The organism is Sorangium sp. So ce128, from assembly GCF_051525245.1.
Lineage (GTDB): Bacteria > Myxococcota_A > Polyangia > Polyangiales > Polyangiaceae > Sorangium > Sorangium cellulosum_B.
Window position 1 is genome coordinate 6594722 of sequence record NZ_CP150313.1, and the last position, 21377, is coordinate 6616098.

Genomic DNA, 21377 nt, shown 5'->3' on the forward strand with positions numbered 1-21377 from the left:
CGGCGTCCCGCGGGCCACAGCGCGCGCCTCTACCTGCTGCTGTCGCGCGCCTCCGCGCGGGGCGCGGAGTTCGCGGAGACGACCTCGGCGATCGCGGAGAGCGCGTCCTCGGCGGAGAACGGCTTCTCCAGGAGCGGGCGGCCCGACGACGCGAGGAACCGCTCGACGTCCGCGCCGAAGCCCACGCCGGTCATGAAGATGAACCCCTGGGCCAGCACAGGATCGCTCTCGCGGATCCGCGTGTAGAAGACGTCGCCCGACATGCCGGGCATGCGCAGATCGCAGAGCACCACGTCGAAGCGCTGCCCGCCCGCGAGCATCCCCATCGCGGCGTCGGCGCTCGGCGCGAGCGCCACCTCGTGCACGCGGCCCAGCTGATCGGACAGCGCGCGGGCGAGCGACGCCTCGTCCTCCACCACGAGCACCCGCACCCGCTTCGAGACGAGCCGCGGCACAGGCGAGACGCTCGGCGTCGCCTCGTCCGTCCGCCCCGCCGCGGGCAGGGAGATGATGAAGCGCGCGCCGCCGGGCGGGACGCGCCCCGGGACCGGGCTCTCCGCCGTGATCTGCCCGCCCGCGCGCTCGATGATCTCGCGGCTGATCGACAGCCCGAGCCCCGTGCCGACCTCCGGACCTTTCGTCGTGAAGAAGGGCGCCCAGATGCGCGGCAGGTTCTCCTCCGCGATGCCGGCGCCGGTGTCGCTCACCACGATCTCGACCGTCTCCCCGTCGCTCCGCGTCTCGACCGTCACCGTCTGGTCGCGGGCCTCGTGCTTCGAGCTCGGCTTCTGGATCGCCTGGGCCGCGTTGACGAGGAGGTTCACGATGACCTGGCCGAGCCGGCCGTCATCCATGAGGATCGGCGGCACCTCGGAGAGGTTCTTCACGATCTGCGCCCGCTCGATGATCTGGCCGCGCGTGAGGCTCAGCGCGGACTCGACCGTGCGGTTCGCGTCCGTCAGCGTGCGCCGCGAGCCCTCGGGCTGCGGCGGGCTCGCGAACAGCTTGAGATCGCGGACGATGTCGACGATGCGCTTGATCGAGTCGCGCAGCTCCTTCACGAGCTCCGACGCGCTGGAGGCGGCGCTGCCCTCCATGCGCACGTTCGGGCCGCGCAGGAGGCGGTCGAGCATGTCCAGGCCGAGCAGGATGAACGCCGCGGGGTTGTTGATCTCGTGCGCCACGCCGGCCGCGAGCGTGCCGAGCGTCGAGAGGCGATCGACCTGGATGAGCCGCGTGCGCGCCGCGTGCTCGGTGCTCACGTCCGCGAGGACGCCCTCGATCGCCACGACGCGGCCGCGATCCGAGACGAGCGGGTACACCGTGCCGCGCGCGGTGATCGCGTCGCCGCCCCGCCGCCGCAGGCGCGCCTCGTAGGAGGCCGACGGGGCCCCGAGCTTGGCCCGCGCGACCGCGTCCTCGAAGCACATCACGCCCTCCGGGTCGGCGTGCGCCTCCCCGAGGAAGCCCGGCGTCCTGAGCGCCTCGGCCACCGGCACGCCCAGGAGCCGCTCGGCGTGCCGGTTCAGGAACGAGAGCTCGCCGGACTCGGGATCGAGCCGGAAGATGATGAGCGGCGCGTTGTCGAGGAGGTTCCGGTGCTGCTCCTCGAGCTCGCGGATCCTGAGCAGCCGCTCGGCGGCCTCGCGCTCCCCGGCGACGACGCGCAGCGAGCGATCCAGGCCTGCGCCGAGCGCGTCGGCGATCTCCTCGAGGAGCGGGATCGGCGCCGAGGCCGCCGCGCCGGCGTCTCCGTAGCCGACGACGAGCGCCGCGATGATCGGGCAGCCGAAGCCGCCGGCCCCGGCCGGCCCGGAGCGCGCGGCGGGGTGGCCGGGCTGGGCGCCCGGAGGCGCGGCCCGCACCGGGAGCGCGACGTACGAGAGGCACCCCGCGCTGGCCCCCATCTCGGCGAGCGCGTCCCCCGCGCGGGTGTCGTCGCAGGAGAACGGCTCGCCCTCGGCGAACACCCGCCGGAAGAGCGCCGCGGGCGCCGGCTGGCGCGCGCCGAACGGCGCGGCGGCGAGCGCGTCGCCGCGGAAGACCGCGTACGCGCGGAGCCCGCCCTCCGGCTCGGGGAACACCACCGCGAGGAGCTGGAACGCGGCGAACCGGCCGACGGCCCCGGCGAGCTCCTCGAACGGCCTCGGCAGGAGCAGGTTCGAGTGGCGGGCCACGACGGTGAGGACGGCGTTCAGCGCGACGAGGCGGCCAACCCTCTCGCTCGCAGGCTCAGCGTGCATTTCCACGACATCTCACCACGTCAGCGCGCAGGGACGAGAGGCATTCTTCACTTTTGTCCGGCCGGCGGGTCGCCCGCGGTCGCCGGGGACGTAGGCCGGGCCGCCGCGCCGGCGCAGCGCTCGAGCAGGCGGAGGGCGGCGTCCCGGCGCTCCTCGCTCACGGCGGGCCCCGTGCCGGCGGCCCCGTCGTGCGCTGCGTACTGGGCGAACATCCTGCGGGCGGTCTCGACGTCCTCGACGCCGCACGCGACCACGAGCCGCAGCCGCTCGGCCTCGATCCAGACCCGCTGGACGGGCAGGTGGGCCGCGAGCGCCCGATCCAGGCGATCGGCGGCCTCATCGAAGCGGCCGTCGCTCAGGTAATGGCGGCCGAGCAGGTAGTTCGGCAGGCCGTCGCCGGGGGACTGCGCGGCCCACGCGCCGAGGAGTTCCGCCGCCCGGAGCCTGTCGGGCGCGCCGCCGCGCGTGCCGATCAGCAGCTCGACGATGGCCGCGCGGGCGCGCTCGTCGTTCGCGGCGGCGATCTTCACGTCGAGCGTCCGGAGCCGATCCTCGTCGACGAGCCGGCCGGCGACCTCGCTGTACCGCGCCGCCGCGCGCTCCCGGTCGCCCGCGGCGAGCGCGACGTCGCCGAGGCGCTCGGCCGCGCGATCGCGCAGGTGGCGCGGGATCGACCCGTCCCCGGCGATGCCCTCGAGCTCGCGGATCCCCTCGCTGCGCTCGCCGGGCGCGTCGCTGGCGAGCCGCGTCTCGGCGATGGCGATGCGCGGCGCGGGGCTCCGGTCGAGCGACAGCACGCGCCGGTACGCGGCGATCGCGCCCTCGTGGTCGCCGCGCGCGCGCAGCTCCTCCGCCTCGTGGGTGCACGCGTCGACCACGTGCGGGCAGCGCCGCTCGAAGAGCGCCGGCCGATCGAAGCGGGCCTTCGCCTGCGCCTTCGCCGCGTCGGGGAGCGTGAGCGCGTCGAGATCGGCGTGCCACGCGCGCTCCATCACCTCCCACGAGGCGCCGGTGATCTCCGGCAGCGCCTTGCCGCCGTACCAGGCGCGCACCGCGTCCGCGCCGTACGTCGCGCGCACGTGGCCGACGAACGCGCCGCTCACGGTGTAGGCGGTCGACGAGTTCTCGGCGAGGAAGCCAAGCGCGAACAGGCGCGCGAGCGGCGGCAGGATCCCGAGATCTTTCATCGCCTTGGCCCACGCGCGCGGGCTCAGGTCCTCGCCCTCCCTGGGCGAGCCGGCGACGGCGATCCCCTCGATGAGCCCCGGGTCGGGGAGCCACCCGCCGAGCCGCCCGGCGACCTTGAACGGGCCGCGGGCGAAGGCGCCGGCGAGCACGTGCATGATCTCGTGCCCGAGCGTCGGGTGCGGGTAGCCGGCGGCCTGCAGGTACACCTCGCGGCGCCACGGCTTCGCGACGTACGTGCGCGACGCGCCCATGAGCGCGCCCTTCTGCGCCGCGCTCTCGAACAGGTAGGCGCGGACCCGGAGCGGCTGGCCGTCGACCACCGCGGGCGCCCCGAGCCAGCGCTCGCCGGCCTCGATGTGGGCGTCGCACTCGCGCACGAAGCGCTGGACGTCGGCCTCGCGCACGCCGCGCGGGTGGACGACCTCGCAGCGCTGGCCCTTCGAGAGCGCGCCGAGCTCGGCCGCGATGCTCTCGGAGGTCTGGAAGTGGCCGAGGCGCGCGCCCTCCAGGACGGTCGCGGCGCTCAGCGCGGCGCTCACGCCGCCGAGCAGGAGCAGCCCGGGCCGGCCCTGCGGCTGGAACGACACCCGCCCGCCCGCGTCGTGCACGAGGTGCTGCGCGAGCGCCGACGCGGCGAACAGGGTGGCCAGCGTCCCCGCGCGGTACGTCAGCAGCCCGGACGCGTCGACGACCGTGTCGTAGAGCGTGCCGCTGAAGAAGCCGGCGAAGGGGTCGTAGGCGAAGACGATCGGGCTCGTGTAGAAGCGGACGGCGCTCACGCCGATCGCGCCGAGGGGGGCGGCGAGCGCCGCGAGGACGGCGATGAGCCGGCGCCGCCACGCCGGGCGGGGAGGCGCGGCGTCGTCGCGCCGGATGCCGGCGGCGAGCTCGCCCGCGACGGCGCCCCAGGCGCCGCCGAGCGCCGCGCCGAGCCCGGGCCCGAGGGCGAAGTGCGCCGAGCCGCCGAGCACATCGCAGAAGCCGGCGCGCAGGCCGTGCGCCAGCGTGGTGGCGTACGCGACGAGCGCGAGCAGGGCGCCGCTCGCGACGCCGCGGCGGAACGCCTCGACAGGCGGCGGCCGATGCGCGGCGACGTCGAGGGCGGTCACGATCGCCGCGGCGCCCGGGACGATCAGGCCGGCGGCGAGCGCGCTCTCGTAGCCGGGGCCGTCGAAGAGGGGCAGGAAGCCGACGAGCGCCATCGCGATCGCGACGAGCGCGGCGCCGAGCCTCGTGGCCGGTGAACGCAGCAGCGTGGGCATGGTCGCGTGGGACTCCAGGCCTGCCTTCGTAGCCGCGCCTGCCCGGAGAGGCGAGCGGGATGCGGGCGCCCCGGCGCAATCGAGCGAGTTGCGTTCTCGATGGACGGGTCAGCGAGGGAGTCGGCGTCCTCCGAGACCTCGATTGAGCCCGGGAGCAGCGATCGCGTGGCCACCGAGCGTGCGTCCCGGCCGGCAGACCACGCTCGTCTCCGTCGTGGTTTCCTGCTTTGCTCGCCTTCCACGATGTCCTCGTCGCCCCCCGCCGGCCTCTCGCGCCACCCCGATTTTCTGCGCCTCTGGTCAGCGCAGGCAGTGAGCGCTGTGGGCAGCCGCGTCAGCCGGACGGCGCTGCCCGTGATCGCCATCGCGAGCCTCGGGGCCGACGCCGCGGGCGTGGCGGTGCTCTCGGCCGTGTCCACCGCGCCGGGCGTCCTCGTGGGGCTCTTCGCGGGCGGGCTCGTCGATCGCTCGCGCAAGCGGCCGCTCCTCATCGGCGCGGATCTCGTGCGCGCGGCGCTGATCCTCTCGGTCCCGATCGCGGCCTGGACGGGGACGCTCACCCTGCTCCACCTCTCCGTGGTGGCCGCGCTGGTGGGCATGGCCACGTCCCTGTTCCAGATCGCCGACAACGCCTACTTGCCGGCGCTGGTGGGGCAGGACCACCTGGTCCAGGCAAACGCCAGGCTGGAAGGGACCGAGGCCGCCGCCGAGATCGCCGGCCCCGGCGCCGCGGGCATCTTGATCCAGGCGCTGACGGCGCCGGTGACGATGGTGGTGGACGCGCTGTCGTATCTCGTGTCGGCGGCGCTGCTCGGGCGCATCCGGGCAGCGGAGACGCCGGCCGCCCCCGCGGGAGGCGTCGCCGGCGGGGGCTCCTCGCTGATCGAGGACCTCCGGGTGGGGCTGCGCCACGGCCTGGGCCACCCCGTGGTCGGGGCGACGTTCCTGGCGATGGGCGCCCACGCCCTCCTGCTCGGCGGGGTCTTCTCCGCGCTGTACATGCTCTATCTGCTGGAGCACCTGCGGCTGGATCCGGCAACGGTCGGGCTGATCATCAGCGTGGGCGGCATCGGCGCGCTGGGCGGCAGCGTCCTCGCGGGCTGGCTGGGCCGACGCCTCGGCGCCGGGCCGGCGATGATCCTCAGCCTGGTCGTGAGTCAGGCCAGCTGCGCGCTCATCCCGCTGGCCGCGCAGCTCGGGCGGCTGGCGGTCCCTGCCCTCGTGCTGCACCAGCTCCTCGGGGACGCGTTCCTCATGGCGTTCATGATCCACGCGGTGACCGCGCGGCAATCTATGCTGCCATTGCACGTGCTCGGCCGGGTCGACGCAACGCTCCATGTGCTCACCGGGGCGCTCTTGCCGGCGGGCACGCTGGCGGCCGGCTGGCTCGCGGGGCGGATCGGCGTGGAGGCGACGGTCTGGGCGTTTGTCCTCGGGGGCTTCGCAGCGCCGCTGCTGTTGCTACGGCCCGCGGTGTGGCGGTTGCGGGCGTGAGAGGTGAAACCGATGCAGGGATGCTCTTCATCGGTCGGCGGTTCCGCTCGGTCGAACCGCCGAGTCCGGCTGAGATCCCGGCGCAGCCGCGCGAGCATCCTCGGCGCGGCGCAAGCAGACCTGCTGATGGGCTCGAGCTGTGGCATCGGGCACGCGAAGGAGCTCAATCCTGCGCTCGATGGGCATGCAGTAGGTGGTTGCAGTCCAAAGCTTGGGGTCATCAACGCCGCGGAGCGGCTCGACATCGGTCCACAGCTGCACGGTCTTGTCGTCGGACGCGCTGACGACGCGCTTGCCATCCGGGCTGAACGCCGCCGCATTGACCGAGGAATGGGAGTCACGCAGGACCAGGGGCTCCCCGGTGCCATCGGCATTCCATACCCGCACCGTCTTGTCCTGGGACGCGGTGACGATACGCTTGCCGTCAGGGCTGAACGCCGCAGAATGGACCCAGTGCTCATGCCCCCGGAGGACCAGGGGCTCGCCAGTACCGTCGGCGTTCCACACACGAGCGGTCTTGTCCCATGACGCGGAGACGATGCGCTTGCCATCGGGGCTGAACTCCGCAGAGAAGACCTGAGCCTCGTGCCGCCGGAGGATCAGGAGCTCGCCCGTGCCGTCGGCATTCCATACCCGCACCGTCTTGTCGCGGGACGCCGTGACGATGCGCTTGCCATCGGGGCTGAACTCCGCAGAGTTGACCCTATTCTTATGACCCCGGAGGATCAGGGGCTCGCCCGTGCCATCGGCATTCCATACCCGCACCGTCTTGTCGCGGGACGCGGTGACGATACGCTTGCCATCGGGGCTGAACTCCGCCGAGAAGACCGCATCCTCATGCCCCCGAAGGACCAGGGGCTCGCCCGTGCCATCGATATTCCACACCCGCACGGTCTTGTCATGCGACGCGGTGACGATACGCTTGCCATCGGGGCTGAACTCCGCCGAGAAGACCGCATCCTCATGACCCCGAAGGACCAGGGGCTCGCCCGTGCCATCGATATTCCACACCCGCACGGTCTTGTCATGCGACGCGGCGACGATGCGCTTGCCGTCGGGGCTGAACTCCGCCGCGTAGACTGCATCCTCATGACCCCGAAGGACCAGGGGCTCGCCCGTGCCATCGGCGTCCCACACCCGCGCTGTCCTGTCGAAGGATGCGGTGACGATGCACTTGCCGTCGGGGCTGAACGCCGCAGAATTAACCCCATCCTCATGACCCCGAAGGACCAGGGGCTCGCCCGTGCCATCGGCGTTCCACACCCGCGCTGTCTTGTCGAAGGATGCGGTGACGATGCGCTTGCCATCGGGGCTGAACGCCGCCGAGTGGACTCCGTGCTCGTGCTCCCGAAGGACCAGGGGCTCGCCCGTGCCATCGGCGTCCCACACCCGCGCTGTCCTGTCGAAGGATGCGGTGACGATGCACTTGCCGTCGGGGCTGAACTCCGCAGATTTAACCCCATCCGCATGACCCCGAAGGACCAGGGGCTCGCCCGTGCCATCGGCGTTCCACACCCGCGCTGTCTTGTCGAAGGATGCGGTGACGATGCGCTTGCCATCGGGGCTGAACTCCGCCGAGCTGACTCCATCCTCATGACCCCGAAGGACCAGGGGCTCGCCCGTGCCGTCGGCGTTCCACACACGCGCGGTCTTGTCCAGGGACGCCGTGACGATGCGTTTACCATCGGGGCTGAACGCCGCCGCAAAGACTAAATCCTCATGTCCCCGAAGGACCAGAGGCTCGCCCGTGCCGTCGGCATTCCATACCCGCACCGTCTTGTCGTAGGCGGCGGTGACGATGCGCTTGCCGTCGGGGCTGAACGCCGCCGAGCTGACTCCATCCTCATGTCCCCGAAGGACCAGAGGCTCGCCCGTGCCACTGGCGTTCCACACTCGCACCGTCTTGTCCAGAGATGCGGTGACGATGCGCTTGCCGTCGGGGCTGAACTCCGCCGAAGAGACCCCATCCGCATGGGTGAGCACCGCGCGAGCGACCCAGCTGTGTAGCGCCCAGCGCGCGAGCTCGGCCCACCCTCGCGGCACATCGGGCGGCTCGACTTCCCGCAAGATCGCGAGCACGGTCGTGGGATCGGCTTGCAGCTCACGCGCCGTGGCCATGCGGGTGGCGTTGCGCGCTTCTCGGGCTTCGGCCTGGGCGCGAGCCGTTTCCTGGTCGGCGCGGGTGGCTTGCTGGTTGGCGCGAATCGCCAGGTACGACACAACGACCGCAAACGCGCACAACGTGGCGCTCACCCCCGTTGTGAGCCGCCGGCGCAGCCGCCGCGCTCGCAGCGAGAGGTCGATAACGGCCGACAGATAACGCTCCTCGCGTCTGCCGAGCCCGGCGCCAACGTCGGCCCCCTCGAGAGCGCGACGGCGCTTCTGCCACGCCCGGGCGTCCTCCGCGGCACGGCCCCGCCAGAGCAGCCCCTCGGCCCAGCCGCTCGCCTCCCACTGCTGCGCAGCAGCGCGCAACCGGGCCAGAAACTGCGCGTCTTGCTCGCTCTCGGCGAGCCACTGCCCGAGCCTTGCCCACCTCTCGATCAGCGACTCGTGCACCAGCTCCACGGTCGTGCCCTCGCGCTCGCCCCCGGTCTCGATCAGCAGCAGCCGCGCACCGGCCAGGTGCTGGACCACCTGCTCGATCGCCTCGCCCGCAGGACCCCCGCCGTTCTGCGCCACCCCATGGAGCTCCTCCAGGCTGACCACCGCGCGCGTGCGCTCGGGCGTGACCAGGCGCACGAGCACCGCCCGGGCCAGCCGCTGCTCACGCGCCGGCAGCGCCGAGAGCACCGCGTCCGCGTGCGCGGACAGGGCGCCGGCCACGCCGCCCAGCCTGTCGTAGCTGTCTCGCGTCAGCAGCCGGTGCTCGCGATCCCGCGCCTCCCACAGCTTCGCGGCCGTGAACTGCAAGAGCGGCAGCGGGCTCCTCGTGCTCTCCAGCGTGCCCAGCATCTCCTCGACCATCTCGGCCGTCTCGAAGCGGTGACCGGCCGCCTCCAGCGGCCTCGTCAGCGCGTCGCGCAGGCCGTCGCGCCCCATGGGCGGCAGCAGCAACAGACCGCGCGTCACGTCGATCACGAAATCGTGATCATCGGCCATGCGATCGAGGAAATCCGAGCGGATGGCGAGCAGCACGCGCAGGGGTGATGACGCGTCGTCGGCCACGCCTTCCAGGCAGGCCACGAACGCGGCCCGCTCCTCGCGGCTGGCGCCGAGCGTGTACAGCTCCTCGAACTGATCGACGAAGAGCAGTGCATGGTGCCTCGTCCCCTCGCGGCGGCAGCGCGCGCGCAACCGAGCGCCCAAATGCCCCGGCTGCGCGCGCAAACAGGCGACGAGCCCATCGTGGTCGGCGAGCTCGCCCGGGCCCGCAGGCACGCCCGCGCGCTCGCGCTCGGCCACCTGCATAAGCACATCGACGAGCGCCGACAGCGGCCGGCGCCCCGGCCGCACGATGAACGTCTCCCACCGCTCGCTGGAGCGCTTCAATGCCGGGATCACCCCTGCGCGCACAAACGACGACTTGCCCGCTCCCGACGGGCCGACGACCGTGAGGAGGGGCTGGTTGCGCAGGCGCGCCATCATGGCAGCGACGTCACGATCGCGGCCGAAAAAGCGCGCGGCGTCCGCCTCCTGGAATGCGGACAGCCCGGCGAACGGGCTCTCTCCTTCTCCCAGGTCGGGCGCCTTACGACCGGGCAGCAGCGCCTCGAGCTCGGCAAGCAGCTCCTTGGCCGAGCCGATGCGCTCGTCCTTTCGCTTCCTCAGGCATCGATCGACGAGGGAGCCCAGCGCCCCCACGTCCGGGCGCCGCGCGCTGACGCGCGGCATGGGGACATCCAGTGTCACGATGTCCGCGAGCCGCGCGACCGAGAACGGGTCGAGCGGGTGCGCCCCCGCAAGCAGCGTGTACAGGAGGATACCCACGGCCCAGAGGTCGCTGCGAGAATCGACGTCCCAACCCAGCAATTGCTCGGGGGACATGTAGGCCGGCGTGCCGACGAGCGCGCTCCGCTCGCGCTGGCTCTCGCCCCCCGCGAGCGCCGCACGCGCGCCGGTGATCGTCGATAGCATCTGGACATCGAGCTGCTTGGCAATCCCGAAGTCCAGCACCTTGATGCATCCTTTGTCATCGATGAGGATGTTCTCCGGCTTGAGATCGCGGTGCACGATCCCGAGCTCGTGCGCGCAGGCCAGCGCGCGAACCACCGGGATCATCAGCTCGACCACCGGGCCAGCCGCCATCGATCCGGGCGGCCCGATGTCGGCGAGCGGCCCTGGCGCGCTCGGGTGCTCGCGTTGAGCCAGCCATTGGCTCAACGTCCGGCCCTTGACGTACTCGAGCACCAGGTAGGGGTGTCCACGGATCTCGTCCACCTCATGGATGACGACGATGTTCTCGTGTCTGCAGCGCGCCGTGGCTCGCGCCTCGGCCAGGAAGCGCTGGATCCCTTGCCCGCTGTACTCGAGCAGCAGCTTGATCGCCACGAGGCGCCCGAGCTTCGTGTCCCGCGCCAGGTACACGATCCCCATGCCCCCCTGCCCCAGCTTGCGGATGATCTCGTAGTGCTTGATCGTACCGCCGACGTCCGCGAGCGTGGAGCCCGACGCGCGCTCCGCCAGCGTCGCTCCCGCCCGCGTACTCGCATTCTGCCCCGGCAGGAGCGCGTGCTCCGGCGCTCGCGCCTCGGGCGTCGGGCAGGTCGGGGCCTCCGCGGGCGCGACGCCGGCGAGCGCGAGCGTGCGCGCAACTCGTTCGCCAGAAGCGCTGTTCGAGATCGAGCAGTCCGGCCGTCTCCGCGCCTGGGCCCCGGCGTCGCTGCTCGCCTGCTCCGTCGGCTCCCCGCTCTCCTGCCCGCTCGCCTCCACGCCGATCGGTGCGTCCGGATCGACGAAGACGGCGTAGATTTGCCCCTCGCCAGAGCGCCCCCAGTCGATGGGCCGGACGATGCGGGGGGGATGGAGCTGCATGCAACAACGCATCTCCCGCAGGAATCGTGCCCCGCAACGCCGCACGAGGCGCGCGCCGTCTCCGTCGCGAGCCAGGCGGCTGATCTGAAGGACGACCGGCTGACCGCTTTCGTTCTGCCGCCCTTTGTAGACGGCCGCTCGGCTGCTCACCCGGCAGCACGACAAGATCTCGTAGCGGCCCTGGAACACCGTCCCCGGCGCGAGGATCCCCCGGTTCATCATGACCCCTCAATCGCTGCCGCCTCGCGCGCCAGCTTCGGGCGAAACGTCCCGACCCCGCATCAATACGCAGCGAAACCGACGAGCGAGCCTGTCACGCCTCCATGGCGAGAGAGCTCAACGACGTACCCGCCCCGATGCTCGGGCAGCCTCGCTGCCTGTTCATGTTCTATAGCATCGTCTCCACGCGGCGTCGGCCATTGGCGGTCTCGAGACTCAGCGGCTCTCCTTCCCACATTTTCAGGCCACTCAACGTTCCAGCATTGTCCAAGCAGCACTCTTGTCCATAGTGGCATGTTGTTACCACGGTTGTGCTCATCGCAACCGAGCGCCGCTCGGTCGGGCAGCCGGGTCCAGCGGAGGGCCAGGAGCGGCCACGCGGGCCGCCTCGACGCGGCGCAGGCAGTCTTCCTGATGAGCCCTGGCCATGGCCTCGGGGACGCGGAGGAGCTCAATCCGCCGCTCGATCGGCATGCAGTAGGTGGTCGCGGTCCACAGCTTCGGGTCATCGACGCCGTGCAGCGGTTCGAGATCGGTCCACAGCCGCACGGCCTTGTCGTCCGACCCGCTCACGATGCGCTTGCCGTCGGGGCTGAACGCTACGCTGTTGACCGGAGACTCCGAATCGCGGAGGACCAGAGCCTCGCCCGTACCATCGGCATTCCATACCCGTATCGTTCCGTCTTCGGACGAGGTGACGACGCGCTTGCCATCGGGGCTGAACGCCGCAGCGCTGACCCAGTGCTCATGGCCCCGGAGGACCAGGGGCTTGCCGCCGCCGTCGGCGTTCCACACCCGCGCTGTCTTGTCCCATGACGCCGAGACGATCCGCTTGCCGTCGGGGCTGAACGACGCCTTGCTGACCTGAGCCTCGTGACCACGAAGGACCAGCGGCTCGCCCGTGCCATCGGCATTCCATACCCGCACCGTCTCGTCGCGGGAGGCCGTGACGATGCGCCTGCCGTCGGGGCTGAACGCCGCAGATTGGACCCAATCCTCGTGACCACGGAGCACCGCCGGTTCTCCGGAGCCGTCGGCGTTCCACACCCGCGCTGTCTTGTCATACGACCCGGTGACGATGCGCTTTCCATCAGGGCTGAACGCCACAGCGCAGACCCGGTCCTCATGACCACGAAACACGATGGGCTCACCGGAGCCGTCGGCGTTCCACACCCGCGCTGTCTTGTCATACGACCCGGTGACGATGCGCTTTCCATCAGGGCTGAACGCCGCCGAATAGATCGGAGCCTCACCACGGAGAATCAAAGGCTCACCGGAGCCGTCGGCGTTCCACACCCGCGCTGTCTTGTCATACGACGTGGTGACGAGGCGCTTGCCATCAGGGCTGAACGCCGCCGAATAAACCGCATTCTCATGTCCCCGAAAGACGAACGGCTCCGCCGTACCCGCGACATTCCACACTCGCACCGTCCTGTCATTGGACGCGGTGACGATGCGCGTGCCGTCGGGGTTGAAAGCCGCCGAATACACCCCATCGTCGTGACCGCGAAGGATCATGGGTTCGCCCGTGCCATCGGCGTTCCACACGCGCACTCTCTTGTCCCAGCGGGACACGGTGACGATGCGCTTGCCGTCGGGGCTGAACACCACATGGGATACCTCCTGTTCGTGCCCCCGGAGGACCAAGGGCTTGCCCGTGCCGTCGGCGTTCCACATCCGCACCGTCTTGTCCGAGGACGCGGTGGCGATGCGCCTGCCGTCAGGGCTGAACTCCGCAGCGTTGAGCACGTCCTCGTGACCACGAAGGACCAGCGGCTCGCCCGTGCCATCGGCGTTCCACACACGCGCCGTCTTGTCCCACGATGCCGTGACGATGCGCTTGCCATCGGGGCTGAATGCCACGGAACGAACCAGATTCTCGTGGCCCCGAAGGATCAGGGGACTTCCGGTGCCGTCGGCGTTCCATATCCGCACCGTCTTGTCCTGCGACACCGTGACGATGCGCCTGCCATCGGGGCTGAACGCCGCGCCCGCGACACGCTCCTCGTGGCCACGAAGGACCAGCGGCTCGCCCGTGCCGTCGGCGTTCCACACACGCGCCGTCTTGTCCCACGACGCCGTGACGATGCGCTTGCCGTCGGGGCTGAACGCCGCGGACCAGATCGCCTTGCTGTGCCCCCGCAGGACCACGGGCTCGCCCGCGCCATCGGAGTTCCACACACGCGCCGTCTTGTCCCACGACGCCGTGACGATGCGCTTGCCGTCGGGGCTGAACGCCGCAGAATTGAGCCCATCCGGATGGGTGAGCACCGCACGAGCGAGCCAGCTGTGCAGCGACCAGCGCGCGAGAAAGTCCCACCCTCGCGGCGCATCGGACGGCTCGACCTCTCGCAATATCGCGAGCACTGTCGTGGGGTCGGCCTGCAGCTCGCGCGCCGCGGCCATGCGGGTGGCGTTGCGCGCTTGCAGGGCTTCGGCTTGCGCACGGGCCGTTTCCTGGTCGGCGCGCGCGGCCTGCTGCTCGGCGCGCGTGGCTTGCCGGTCGGCGCTGATCGCGAGGTAGGACACCATGAGCGCGATCGCGGTGAGCATCGCGATCACGCCCATGGCGATCTGCCGCCGCAGTCGCCGCGCGCGCTCGGACAGGGCCACGACGGCAAGGAGATAGCGCTCCTCGCGCTGGCCGAGCCCGGAGCGCCACTCGGCGCCCTGCTCGGCGCGGCGGCGCTCACGCCACGCTCGAGCCTCGTGCGCCGCACGATCGCGCCAGAGCAGCCCCTCGGCGTGACCGCTCGCCTCCCACTGCTGGGCCGCAGCGCGCAGCCGGGCAAGGAACTGCGCGTCTTGCTCGCTCTCGGCGAGCCACTGCCGGAGCTTTGCCCACCTCTCGATCAACGACTCGTGAACCAGCTCCACCGTCGTGCCCTCGCGTTCGCCGCCGGCCTCGGTGAGCAGCAGCCGCGCCCCGGCCAGGTGCTGGACCACCTGCGCGATCGCCTCACCGGCGTGGTCTTCGCTGTCCTGTGCGAGCTCACACAGCTCGTCCAGGCTGACCACCGCGCGCGTGCGCTCGGGCGTGACAAGGCGCACCAGCACCGCCCGAGCCAGCCGCTGCTCGCGCACCGGCAGCGCCGAGAGCACCGCGTCCGCATGCGCGGACAGCGCCCCGGCCACGCCGCCGAGCTGCTCATAGCTGTCCCGCGTCAGCAGCCGGCGCGCGCGGTCCCGCGCCTCCCACAGCTTCGCGGCCGTGAATTGCAGCAGCGGCAAGGGGCTGCGCGTGCTCTCCAGCGTGTCCAGCATGTGCTCGACCATCTCGGCGGTCTCGAAGCGAAGACCGGCCGCGTCCAGCGGCCTCATCAAAGCTTCACGCAAGCCTTCGCGCCCCATGGGCGGCAGCAACGAGAGACCACGAGTCACGTGGGTCATGAACTCGTAGTCATCGGCGACGCGGTCGAGGAAGTCCGAGCGAATGGCGAGCAGGACCCGCAGGGGCGACGAGGCGTCGTCGGCCGCGCCCTCCAGACAGGCCACGAACGCCGCCCGTTCCTCGCGGCTCGCGCCGAGCGTGTACAGCTCCTCGAACTGATCGACGAAGAGCAGGACGTGGTGCCTTGTCCCCTGACGGCGGCAGCGCGCTCGCAGCCGGGCGCCCAGGTAGCCCGGCTGCGCGCTCAAGGTGGCGACGATCCCACCGTGCCCGGTGAGCTCGACCGGGCCCGCCTGCGCGCCCGCGCGCTCGGACTCGGCCACCTGCGCGAGCACATCGACGAGCGCCGCCATCGGGTGGCGCCCTGGGCGCAGGGTGAACGTCTCCCAGCGGTCGCTGGAGCGCTTCAACGCCGGGATCACCCCCGCGCGCACGAACGACGACTTGCCCGCCCCGGAGGGCCCGGCGACCGTGACGAGCGGCTGGTAGCGCAGCCGCGCCGTCATGGCGGTCACGTCCCGATCGCGGCCGAAGAAGCGCGCGGCGTCCGATTCCTGGAACGCGGAAAGCCCCGCGAACGGGCAGTCGTCCTCGCCGAGCCCGGGCGCCTTGCGACCGGGCAGCAGCGCCTCGAGCTCGGCGAGCAGCTCCCTGGCCGAGCCGATGCGCTCGTCTTTCCGCTTCTTCAGGCACCGGTCGACGAGGGCGCCCAGCGCGCCCGCATCAGGGCGCCGCGCGCTGACGCGCGGCATGGGAACATCGAAGTTCACGATGTCCGCGAGCCGCTCGATCGGTGATGGGTCAAGCGGGTGCGCCCCCGTGAGCAGCGTGTGCAGGAGGATGCCCACGGCCCAGAGGTCGCTGCGCGCGTCCACGTCCTCACCCAGCAATTGCTCGGGCGACATGTAGGACGGCGTGCCCACGAGCGCGCTCCGAAAGCTCGTTTCATCATCTCCCGCGAGCGCCCCCGGCGCCTCCGTGAGCGTCGATAGCAGCTTGGCATCGAGTTGCTTGGCGATCCCGAAGTCGACGACCTTGATGCACCCTGTGTCGTCGATGAGGATGTTCTCCGGCTTCAGATCGCGGTGCACGATCCCGAGCTCGTGCGCGCAGACCAGCGCGCGGACCACCGGGATCATTATCTCCACCACCAGCCCGACCGCCATCGGGCCCGGCGCGCCGGAGCGCTCGCGCTCGGCTCGCCACTGGCTCAGCGTCCGACCCTTGATGTACTCGAGCACGAGGTACGGGTGTCCACGGAGCTCGTCCACCTCGTGGATCACCACGATGTTCTCGTGCCGGCAGCTCGCCGTGGCACGCGCCTCGGCCAGGAAACGCTCGATCCCCTGCCCGCTGTACTCGAGCAGCAGCTTGATCGCGACGAGGCGCCCGAGCTTCGTGTCCCGGGCCAGGTACACGATGCTCATGCCGCCTTGCCCCAGCTCGCGGATGATCTCGTAGTGCTTGATCGTCCCGCCGACATCCACGAGCGTCGAGCCCTGAGCGCGGTACGCCATCGTCGCGCCCGCCAGCGTCGTCGACGCCGGTGACGACCGGACCGCGGTCTCTTGCGCTCGCTCCTCGGGCACTCGGCCAACCACGTCGTCCTCCGCGCGCGCGAGCTCGGGGAGCACGAGCGTGCGCACCGCCTCTTCACCAGGAGCGCCGCTCGAGACGAGAGAGCTCGACGGCGCATCCGGCTCGACGCTCAGGCAGCCTCGTTGCCTATCCTTGCTCGACGGCATCGTCCCCCCGCCCCGTCCGGCATCGCCGCTCTGGATGCCCGGGCGGCTCCCTTCCCCACAATCTCAGTTCACTCGACGTTCCAGCGATTTCCGCGCAATGGTCTTGTCGATCGTGGCACCCTGTTATTGCAGTCGCACCTGGGGTGAGCAACCTGGCCGCCGGGCAGACCTCGACCCCGCGCTGCGCGCCGACCCGGCGTGGCAGCATGTACACGGGGGCATTGACGCCCATCATCGGTCGGCCGTGTCGCGCGGTCCGACAGCCGAGTCCGGCCGAGTTCAAGGAGCAGCCGCGCGGGCCGCGTCGACCCGGCGCAGACAGGCCTGGTGGTGGGCTCGCGCGGTGGCCTCGGGCACGCGGAGCAGCTCGACCCGCCGCTCGACGGGCATGCAGTAGGTCGTCGCGGTCCACAGCTTCGGATCATCGACGCCGTGGAGCGGCTCGAGGTCGGTCCACACCCGCACGGCCCTGTCGCCGGACGCGCTGACGATGCGCTGACCATCGGGGCTGAAGGCCGCGGCATGGACCGGGGAATCGCTGCCACGAAGGACCACGGGCTCGCCCGTGCCATCCGCGTTCCATATCCGCACCGTCTGGTCCTTGGAAGCCGTGACGATGCGCTTGCCATCAAGGCTGAACGCCGCCGAGATTACCCAGTGCTCGTGACCACGCAGGACCAGGGGCTCACCCGTGCCGTCGGCGTTCCACACGCGAGCGGTCTTGTCCTGGGACGCGGTGACGATGCGCTTGCCATCAAGGCTGAACGCCGCCGATGAGACTGGCTTCTCATGACCTCGAAGCACCATAGGATCGCCCGTGCCATCGGCGTTCCATATCCGCACCGTCTGGTCCTTGGAAGCCGTGACGACGCGCTTGCCGTCGGGGCTGAACGCCGCCGAATGGATCGGCCCCTCGTGACCGCGGAGGACCAGGGCCTCGCCCGTACCGTCCGCGTTCCACAGGCGAGCGGTCCTGTCCCAGGACGCGGTGACGATTCGCTTGCCGTCGGGGCTGAACGCCGCCGATGGGACTGGCTTCTCATGACCGCGGAGCACCAAAGGCTCGATCACGTCGTCCACGCTCCACACCCGCGCGGTCTTGTCCCAAGACGCGGTGAGGATACGCTCGCCGTCGGGGCTGAACGTCGCAGAGTTGACGAAATCCTTGTGGCCGCGAAGGACCAGGACCTCGCCCGAACCGTCGGCGTTCCACACCCGCGCCGTCTTGTCCCAGGACGCCGTGACGATGCGCTCACCGTCGGGGCTGAACGCCACCGAATGGGGTGACTCCTCGTGACCGCGGAGGACCAGGGGCACACCGGTGCGCTCCGCGTTCCAGACGCGAGCGGCCCTGTCCGATGACGCGGTGACGATGCTCTTGCCGTCGGGGCTGAACGCCGCAGAGTGGACGCCATCTTCGTGGCCGCGAAGGACCAGCGCCTCGCCCGTGCCGTCGGCGTTCCACACCCGCGCCGTCTTGTCCCAGGACGCGGTGACGATGCGATTGCCGTCGGGGCTGAACACCGCCGAAGTGAGCCCACCGTCGTGACCGCGAAGGACCATGACATCGCCTGTGCCATCTGCGTTCCACACACGGACGGTCGTGTCCGATAACGCGATGGCGATGCGCTTGCCGTCGGGGCTGAACACCGCCGAAGTGAGCCCATTCTCGTGACGGCGGAGGACCTGGAGCTCGCCGGTGGCATCCGCGTTCCATATCCGCACCGTCTTGTCGGACGATGCCGTCGCGATGCGCTTGCCATCGGGGCTGAACACAGCGGAACGGACGGCGCTCTCGTGACCGCGAAGGACAAGGGGCTCGCCCGTACCACCCGCGTTCCAGACCCGCACGGTCTTATCCCAGCATGCAGTGACGATTCGCTTGCCGTCGGGACTGTAGCTCGCCCACGACACGCCGTCCGGATGGATGAGCATCGCACGAGCGACCCAGCTGTGCAGCGCCCAGCGCGCGAGAGCGCTCCATCCTCGCGGCACATCGGGCGGCTCGAACTCGCGCAAGATCGAGAGCACCGTCGTAGGATCGGCTTGCATCTCGCGCGCAGCGGCCATGCGGGTGGCGTTGCGCGCCTCTCGGGCTTCGGCTTGCGCACGGGCCGTTTCCTGGTCAGCACGCGTGGCTTGCCGGTCGGCGCGAACTGCAATGAACGACACGACGAGCGCGAACGCGACGAGCGTGGCGAGCACGCCCATGGCGAGCCGCCGCCGCAAGCGCTGCGCGCGCTCGGCGAGGGTCACGACGGCTCGAAGATAGCGCTCGTCGCGCCCGCCGAGCCCGACGCGCCAATCGGCGCCCTGCGCAGCGCGGCGGCGCTCGTACCACGCTCGGGCCTCCTCCGCTGCGCGATCACGCCAGAGCAGCCCCTCGGCGTGACCGCTCGCCTCCCACTGCTGGGCCGCAGCGCGCAGCCGGGCAAGGAACTGCGCGTCTTGCTCGCTCTCGGCGAGCCACTGCCGGAGCTTTGCCCACCTCTCGATCAACGACTCGTGAACCAGCTCCACCGTCGTGCCCTCGCGTTCGCCGCCGGCCTCGGTGAGCAGCAGCCGCGCCCCGGCCAGGTGCTGGACCACCTGCGCGATCGCCTCACCGGCGTGGTCTTCGCTGTCCTGTGCGAGCTCACACAGCTCGTCCAGGCCGACCACCGCGCGCGTGAGCTCGGGCGTGACCAGGCGCACCAGCACCGCCCGGGCCAGCCGCTGCTCGCGCGCCGGCAGCGCCGAGAGCACCGCGTCCGCGTGGGCAGACAGGGCGCCAGCCACGCCGCCCAGCTTCTTGTAGCTCTCGCGCGTCAGCAGCCGGCGCTCACGATCCCGCGCCTCCCACAGCTTCGCGGCGGCGAATTGCAGCAGCGGCAAGGGGTTACGGGCGCTCTCCAGCGTGTCCAGCATGTCCTCGACCATCTCGTCGGTCTCGAAGCGGTGACCCGTCGCCTCGATCGGCCTTGCCAAGGCGTCGCGCAGGCCCTCGCGCCCCATAGGTGGCAGGACCGAGAGCCCGCGGGCCACGTCGGTCAATTGGGGGTGTTCCCCGGCCATGCGATCGAGGAAGTCCGAGCGGATGGCGAGCAGCACACGCAGGGGCGACGATGCGTCGTCCGCAGCGCCTTCCAGACAGGCCACGAACGCAGCCCTCTCCTCGGGCCCAACGCCGAGCGTGTAGACCTCTTCGAACTGATCGACGAAGAGCAGGACATGGTGCCTCCTCCCCTCCCGGCGGCAACGCGCGCGCAGCCGAGCGCCCAGGTGCCCCGGCTGCGCGCGCAAGGTGGCGACAATCCTGTCGTGTTCGGCGAGCTCGGCCGAACACGACGCCGTGCCGGCGACCTCGGACTCGGCCACATGCACGATCACATCGACCAGGGCCGACAGCGGCCGGCGCCCCGGCCGCACGATGAACGTCTCCCACCGCTCGCTCGAGCGCTTCAACGCAGGGATCACCCCCGCGCGCACGAACGACGACTTGCCCGCCCCCGACGGCCCGACGACCGTGACGAGCGGTTGATAGCGCAGCCGCGCCGTCATGGCCGCGACGTCGCGATCCCGGCCGAAGAAGCGCGCGGCGTCGGCCTCCTGGAACGCGGACAGCCCCGCGAACGGGCTCTCTCCTTCGCCCAGCTCAAGTCCCTTTCGACCGGGCAGCAGCCCCTCCAGCTCCCCGAGCAGCTCCTTGGCCGAGCCGATGCGCTCGTGTTTTCGCTTCTTCAGGCAGCGGTCGACGAGGGCGCCGAGCGCACCCGCGTCCGGACGCCTCGCGCTGACGCGAGGCATCGGGACGTCCAAGTTCACGATGTCCGCGAGCCGCGCGACCGAGAACGGGTCGAGCGGGTGCGCCCCCACGAGCAGCGTGTACAGCAGGATGCCCACGGCCCAGAGGTCGCTGCGAGGATCCACGTCCCCGCCCAGCAATTGCTCGGGCGACATGTACGCCGGCGTGCCGATGATCGCGCTTCGATAGCCCTGACCACCGCCTCCCTCGAGCGCCGCACGCACCCCCGTAATCGTCGATATCATCTGGACATCGAGCTGCTTGGCAATCCCGAAGTCGAGCACCTTGATACATCCTGCGTCATCGATGAGGATGTTCTCCGGCTTCAGATCGCGGTGCACGATCCCGAGCTCGTGCGCGCAGACCAGCGCGCGAACCACAGGGATCATCAGCTCCACCACCTGGCCGGACGATGTCGGGCCGGACGGCCCTATCGCGGCGAGCGGCCCTGGCGCGCTCGGGTGCTCGCGCTGGGCCAGCCATTCGCTCAGCGTGCGGCCCTTGACGTACTCGAGCACCAGGTACGGGTGCCCACGGATCTCGTCCACCTCGTGAATGACGACGATGTTCTCGTGCCGGCAGCGCGCCGTGGCCCGCGCCTCGGCCAGAAAGCGCTCGCTCCCCTGCCCGCTGTACTCGCTCAGCAGCTTGATCGCGACGAGGCGCCCCAGCTTCGTGTCCCGGGCGAGGTACACGCTCCCCATGCCACCCCGGCCCAGCTTGCGGATGAGCTCGTAGTGCTTGATCGTGCTCCCGACGTCCGCAAGCGCAGAGCCCGGCGCGAGCTCCGTCAGCATCGCTCCCGCCAGCACCTGCACATCCTGCGCCGGCAGGAGCGCGGCCTCCCGCGCTTGCTCCTCGGGTAGTGGGTCAACCGACACCTCCGTGCGCGCCAGGCCGGTGAGCACGTGCGTGCGCACGGCCTCTTCACCAGGAGCTCCGCTCGAGCTCGGGAGGTCCGGTTGTCGCTTCATCATGGCCCCTTCGATCGCCGCCTCCTCGCCCGCCAGCTTCAGGCGAGACGTCCTCACCCGCGTCGGCAAGCAGCGATCTCGACGGCCGAGTTTACCGCGCTTC

The 21377-nt window shown here is 71.0% G+C and carries 6 protein-coding genes; 1 reads left to right on the top strand and 5 read right to left on the bottom strand.

The genetic code is table 11. From position 1 onward, the window contains the following. Positions 1 to 29: 29 nt before the first annotated feature. Entirely contained in the window at positions 30 to 2243 is a 2214-nt protein-coding gene (locus WME82_RS24990) for a hybrid sensor histidine kinase/response regulator (protein WP_438044929.1), read from the bottom strand. Between the two features lie 47 nt (positions 2244 to 2290). Continuing rightward, positions 2291 to 4693: a hypothetical protein gene (locus WME82_RS24995; protein ID WP_438044826.1), complete on the bottom strand. Its 2403-nt coding sequence runs from the start codon at positions 4691 to 4693 to the stop codon at positions 2291 to 2293. 243 nt (positions 4694 to 4936) lie between these two features. Between WME82_RS24995 and WME82_RS25000 the strand changes: the two genes are divergently transcribed. After that, a complete protein-coding gene (locus WME82_RS25000) occupies positions 4937 to 6187 on the top strand; it encodes an MFS transporter (protein WP_438044827.1) in 1251 nt (416 codons plus the stop codon). Between the two features lie 27 nt (positions 6188 to 6214). On the opposite strand, the gene WME82_RS25005 is transcribed toward WME82_RS25000, so the two are convergent. From WME82_RS25005 to WME82_RS25015, 3 genes are all read right to left on the bottom strand, one after another. Next, positions 6215 to 11383, bottom strand: a complete 5169-nt coding sequence (locus WME82_RS25005; protein ID WP_438044828.1) for an nSTAND1 domain-containing NTPase — start codon at positions 11381 to 11383, stop codon at positions 6215 to 6217. Positions 11384 to 11695: 312 nt separating this feature from the next. Beyond that, positions 11696 to 16288, bottom strand: a complete 4593-nt coding sequence (locus WME82_RS25010; protein WP_438044930.1) for an nSTAND1 domain-containing NTPase — start codon at positions 16286 to 16288, stop codon at positions 11696 to 11698. 507 nt (positions 16289 to 16795) lie between these two features. Beyond that, positions 16796 to 21331: an nSTAND1 domain-containing NTPase gene (locus WME82_RS25015; protein WP_438044829.1), complete on the bottom strand. Its 4536-nt coding sequence runs from the start codon at positions 21329 to 21331 to the stop codon at positions 16796 to 16798. Positions 21332 to 21377: the final 46 nt, after the last annotated feature.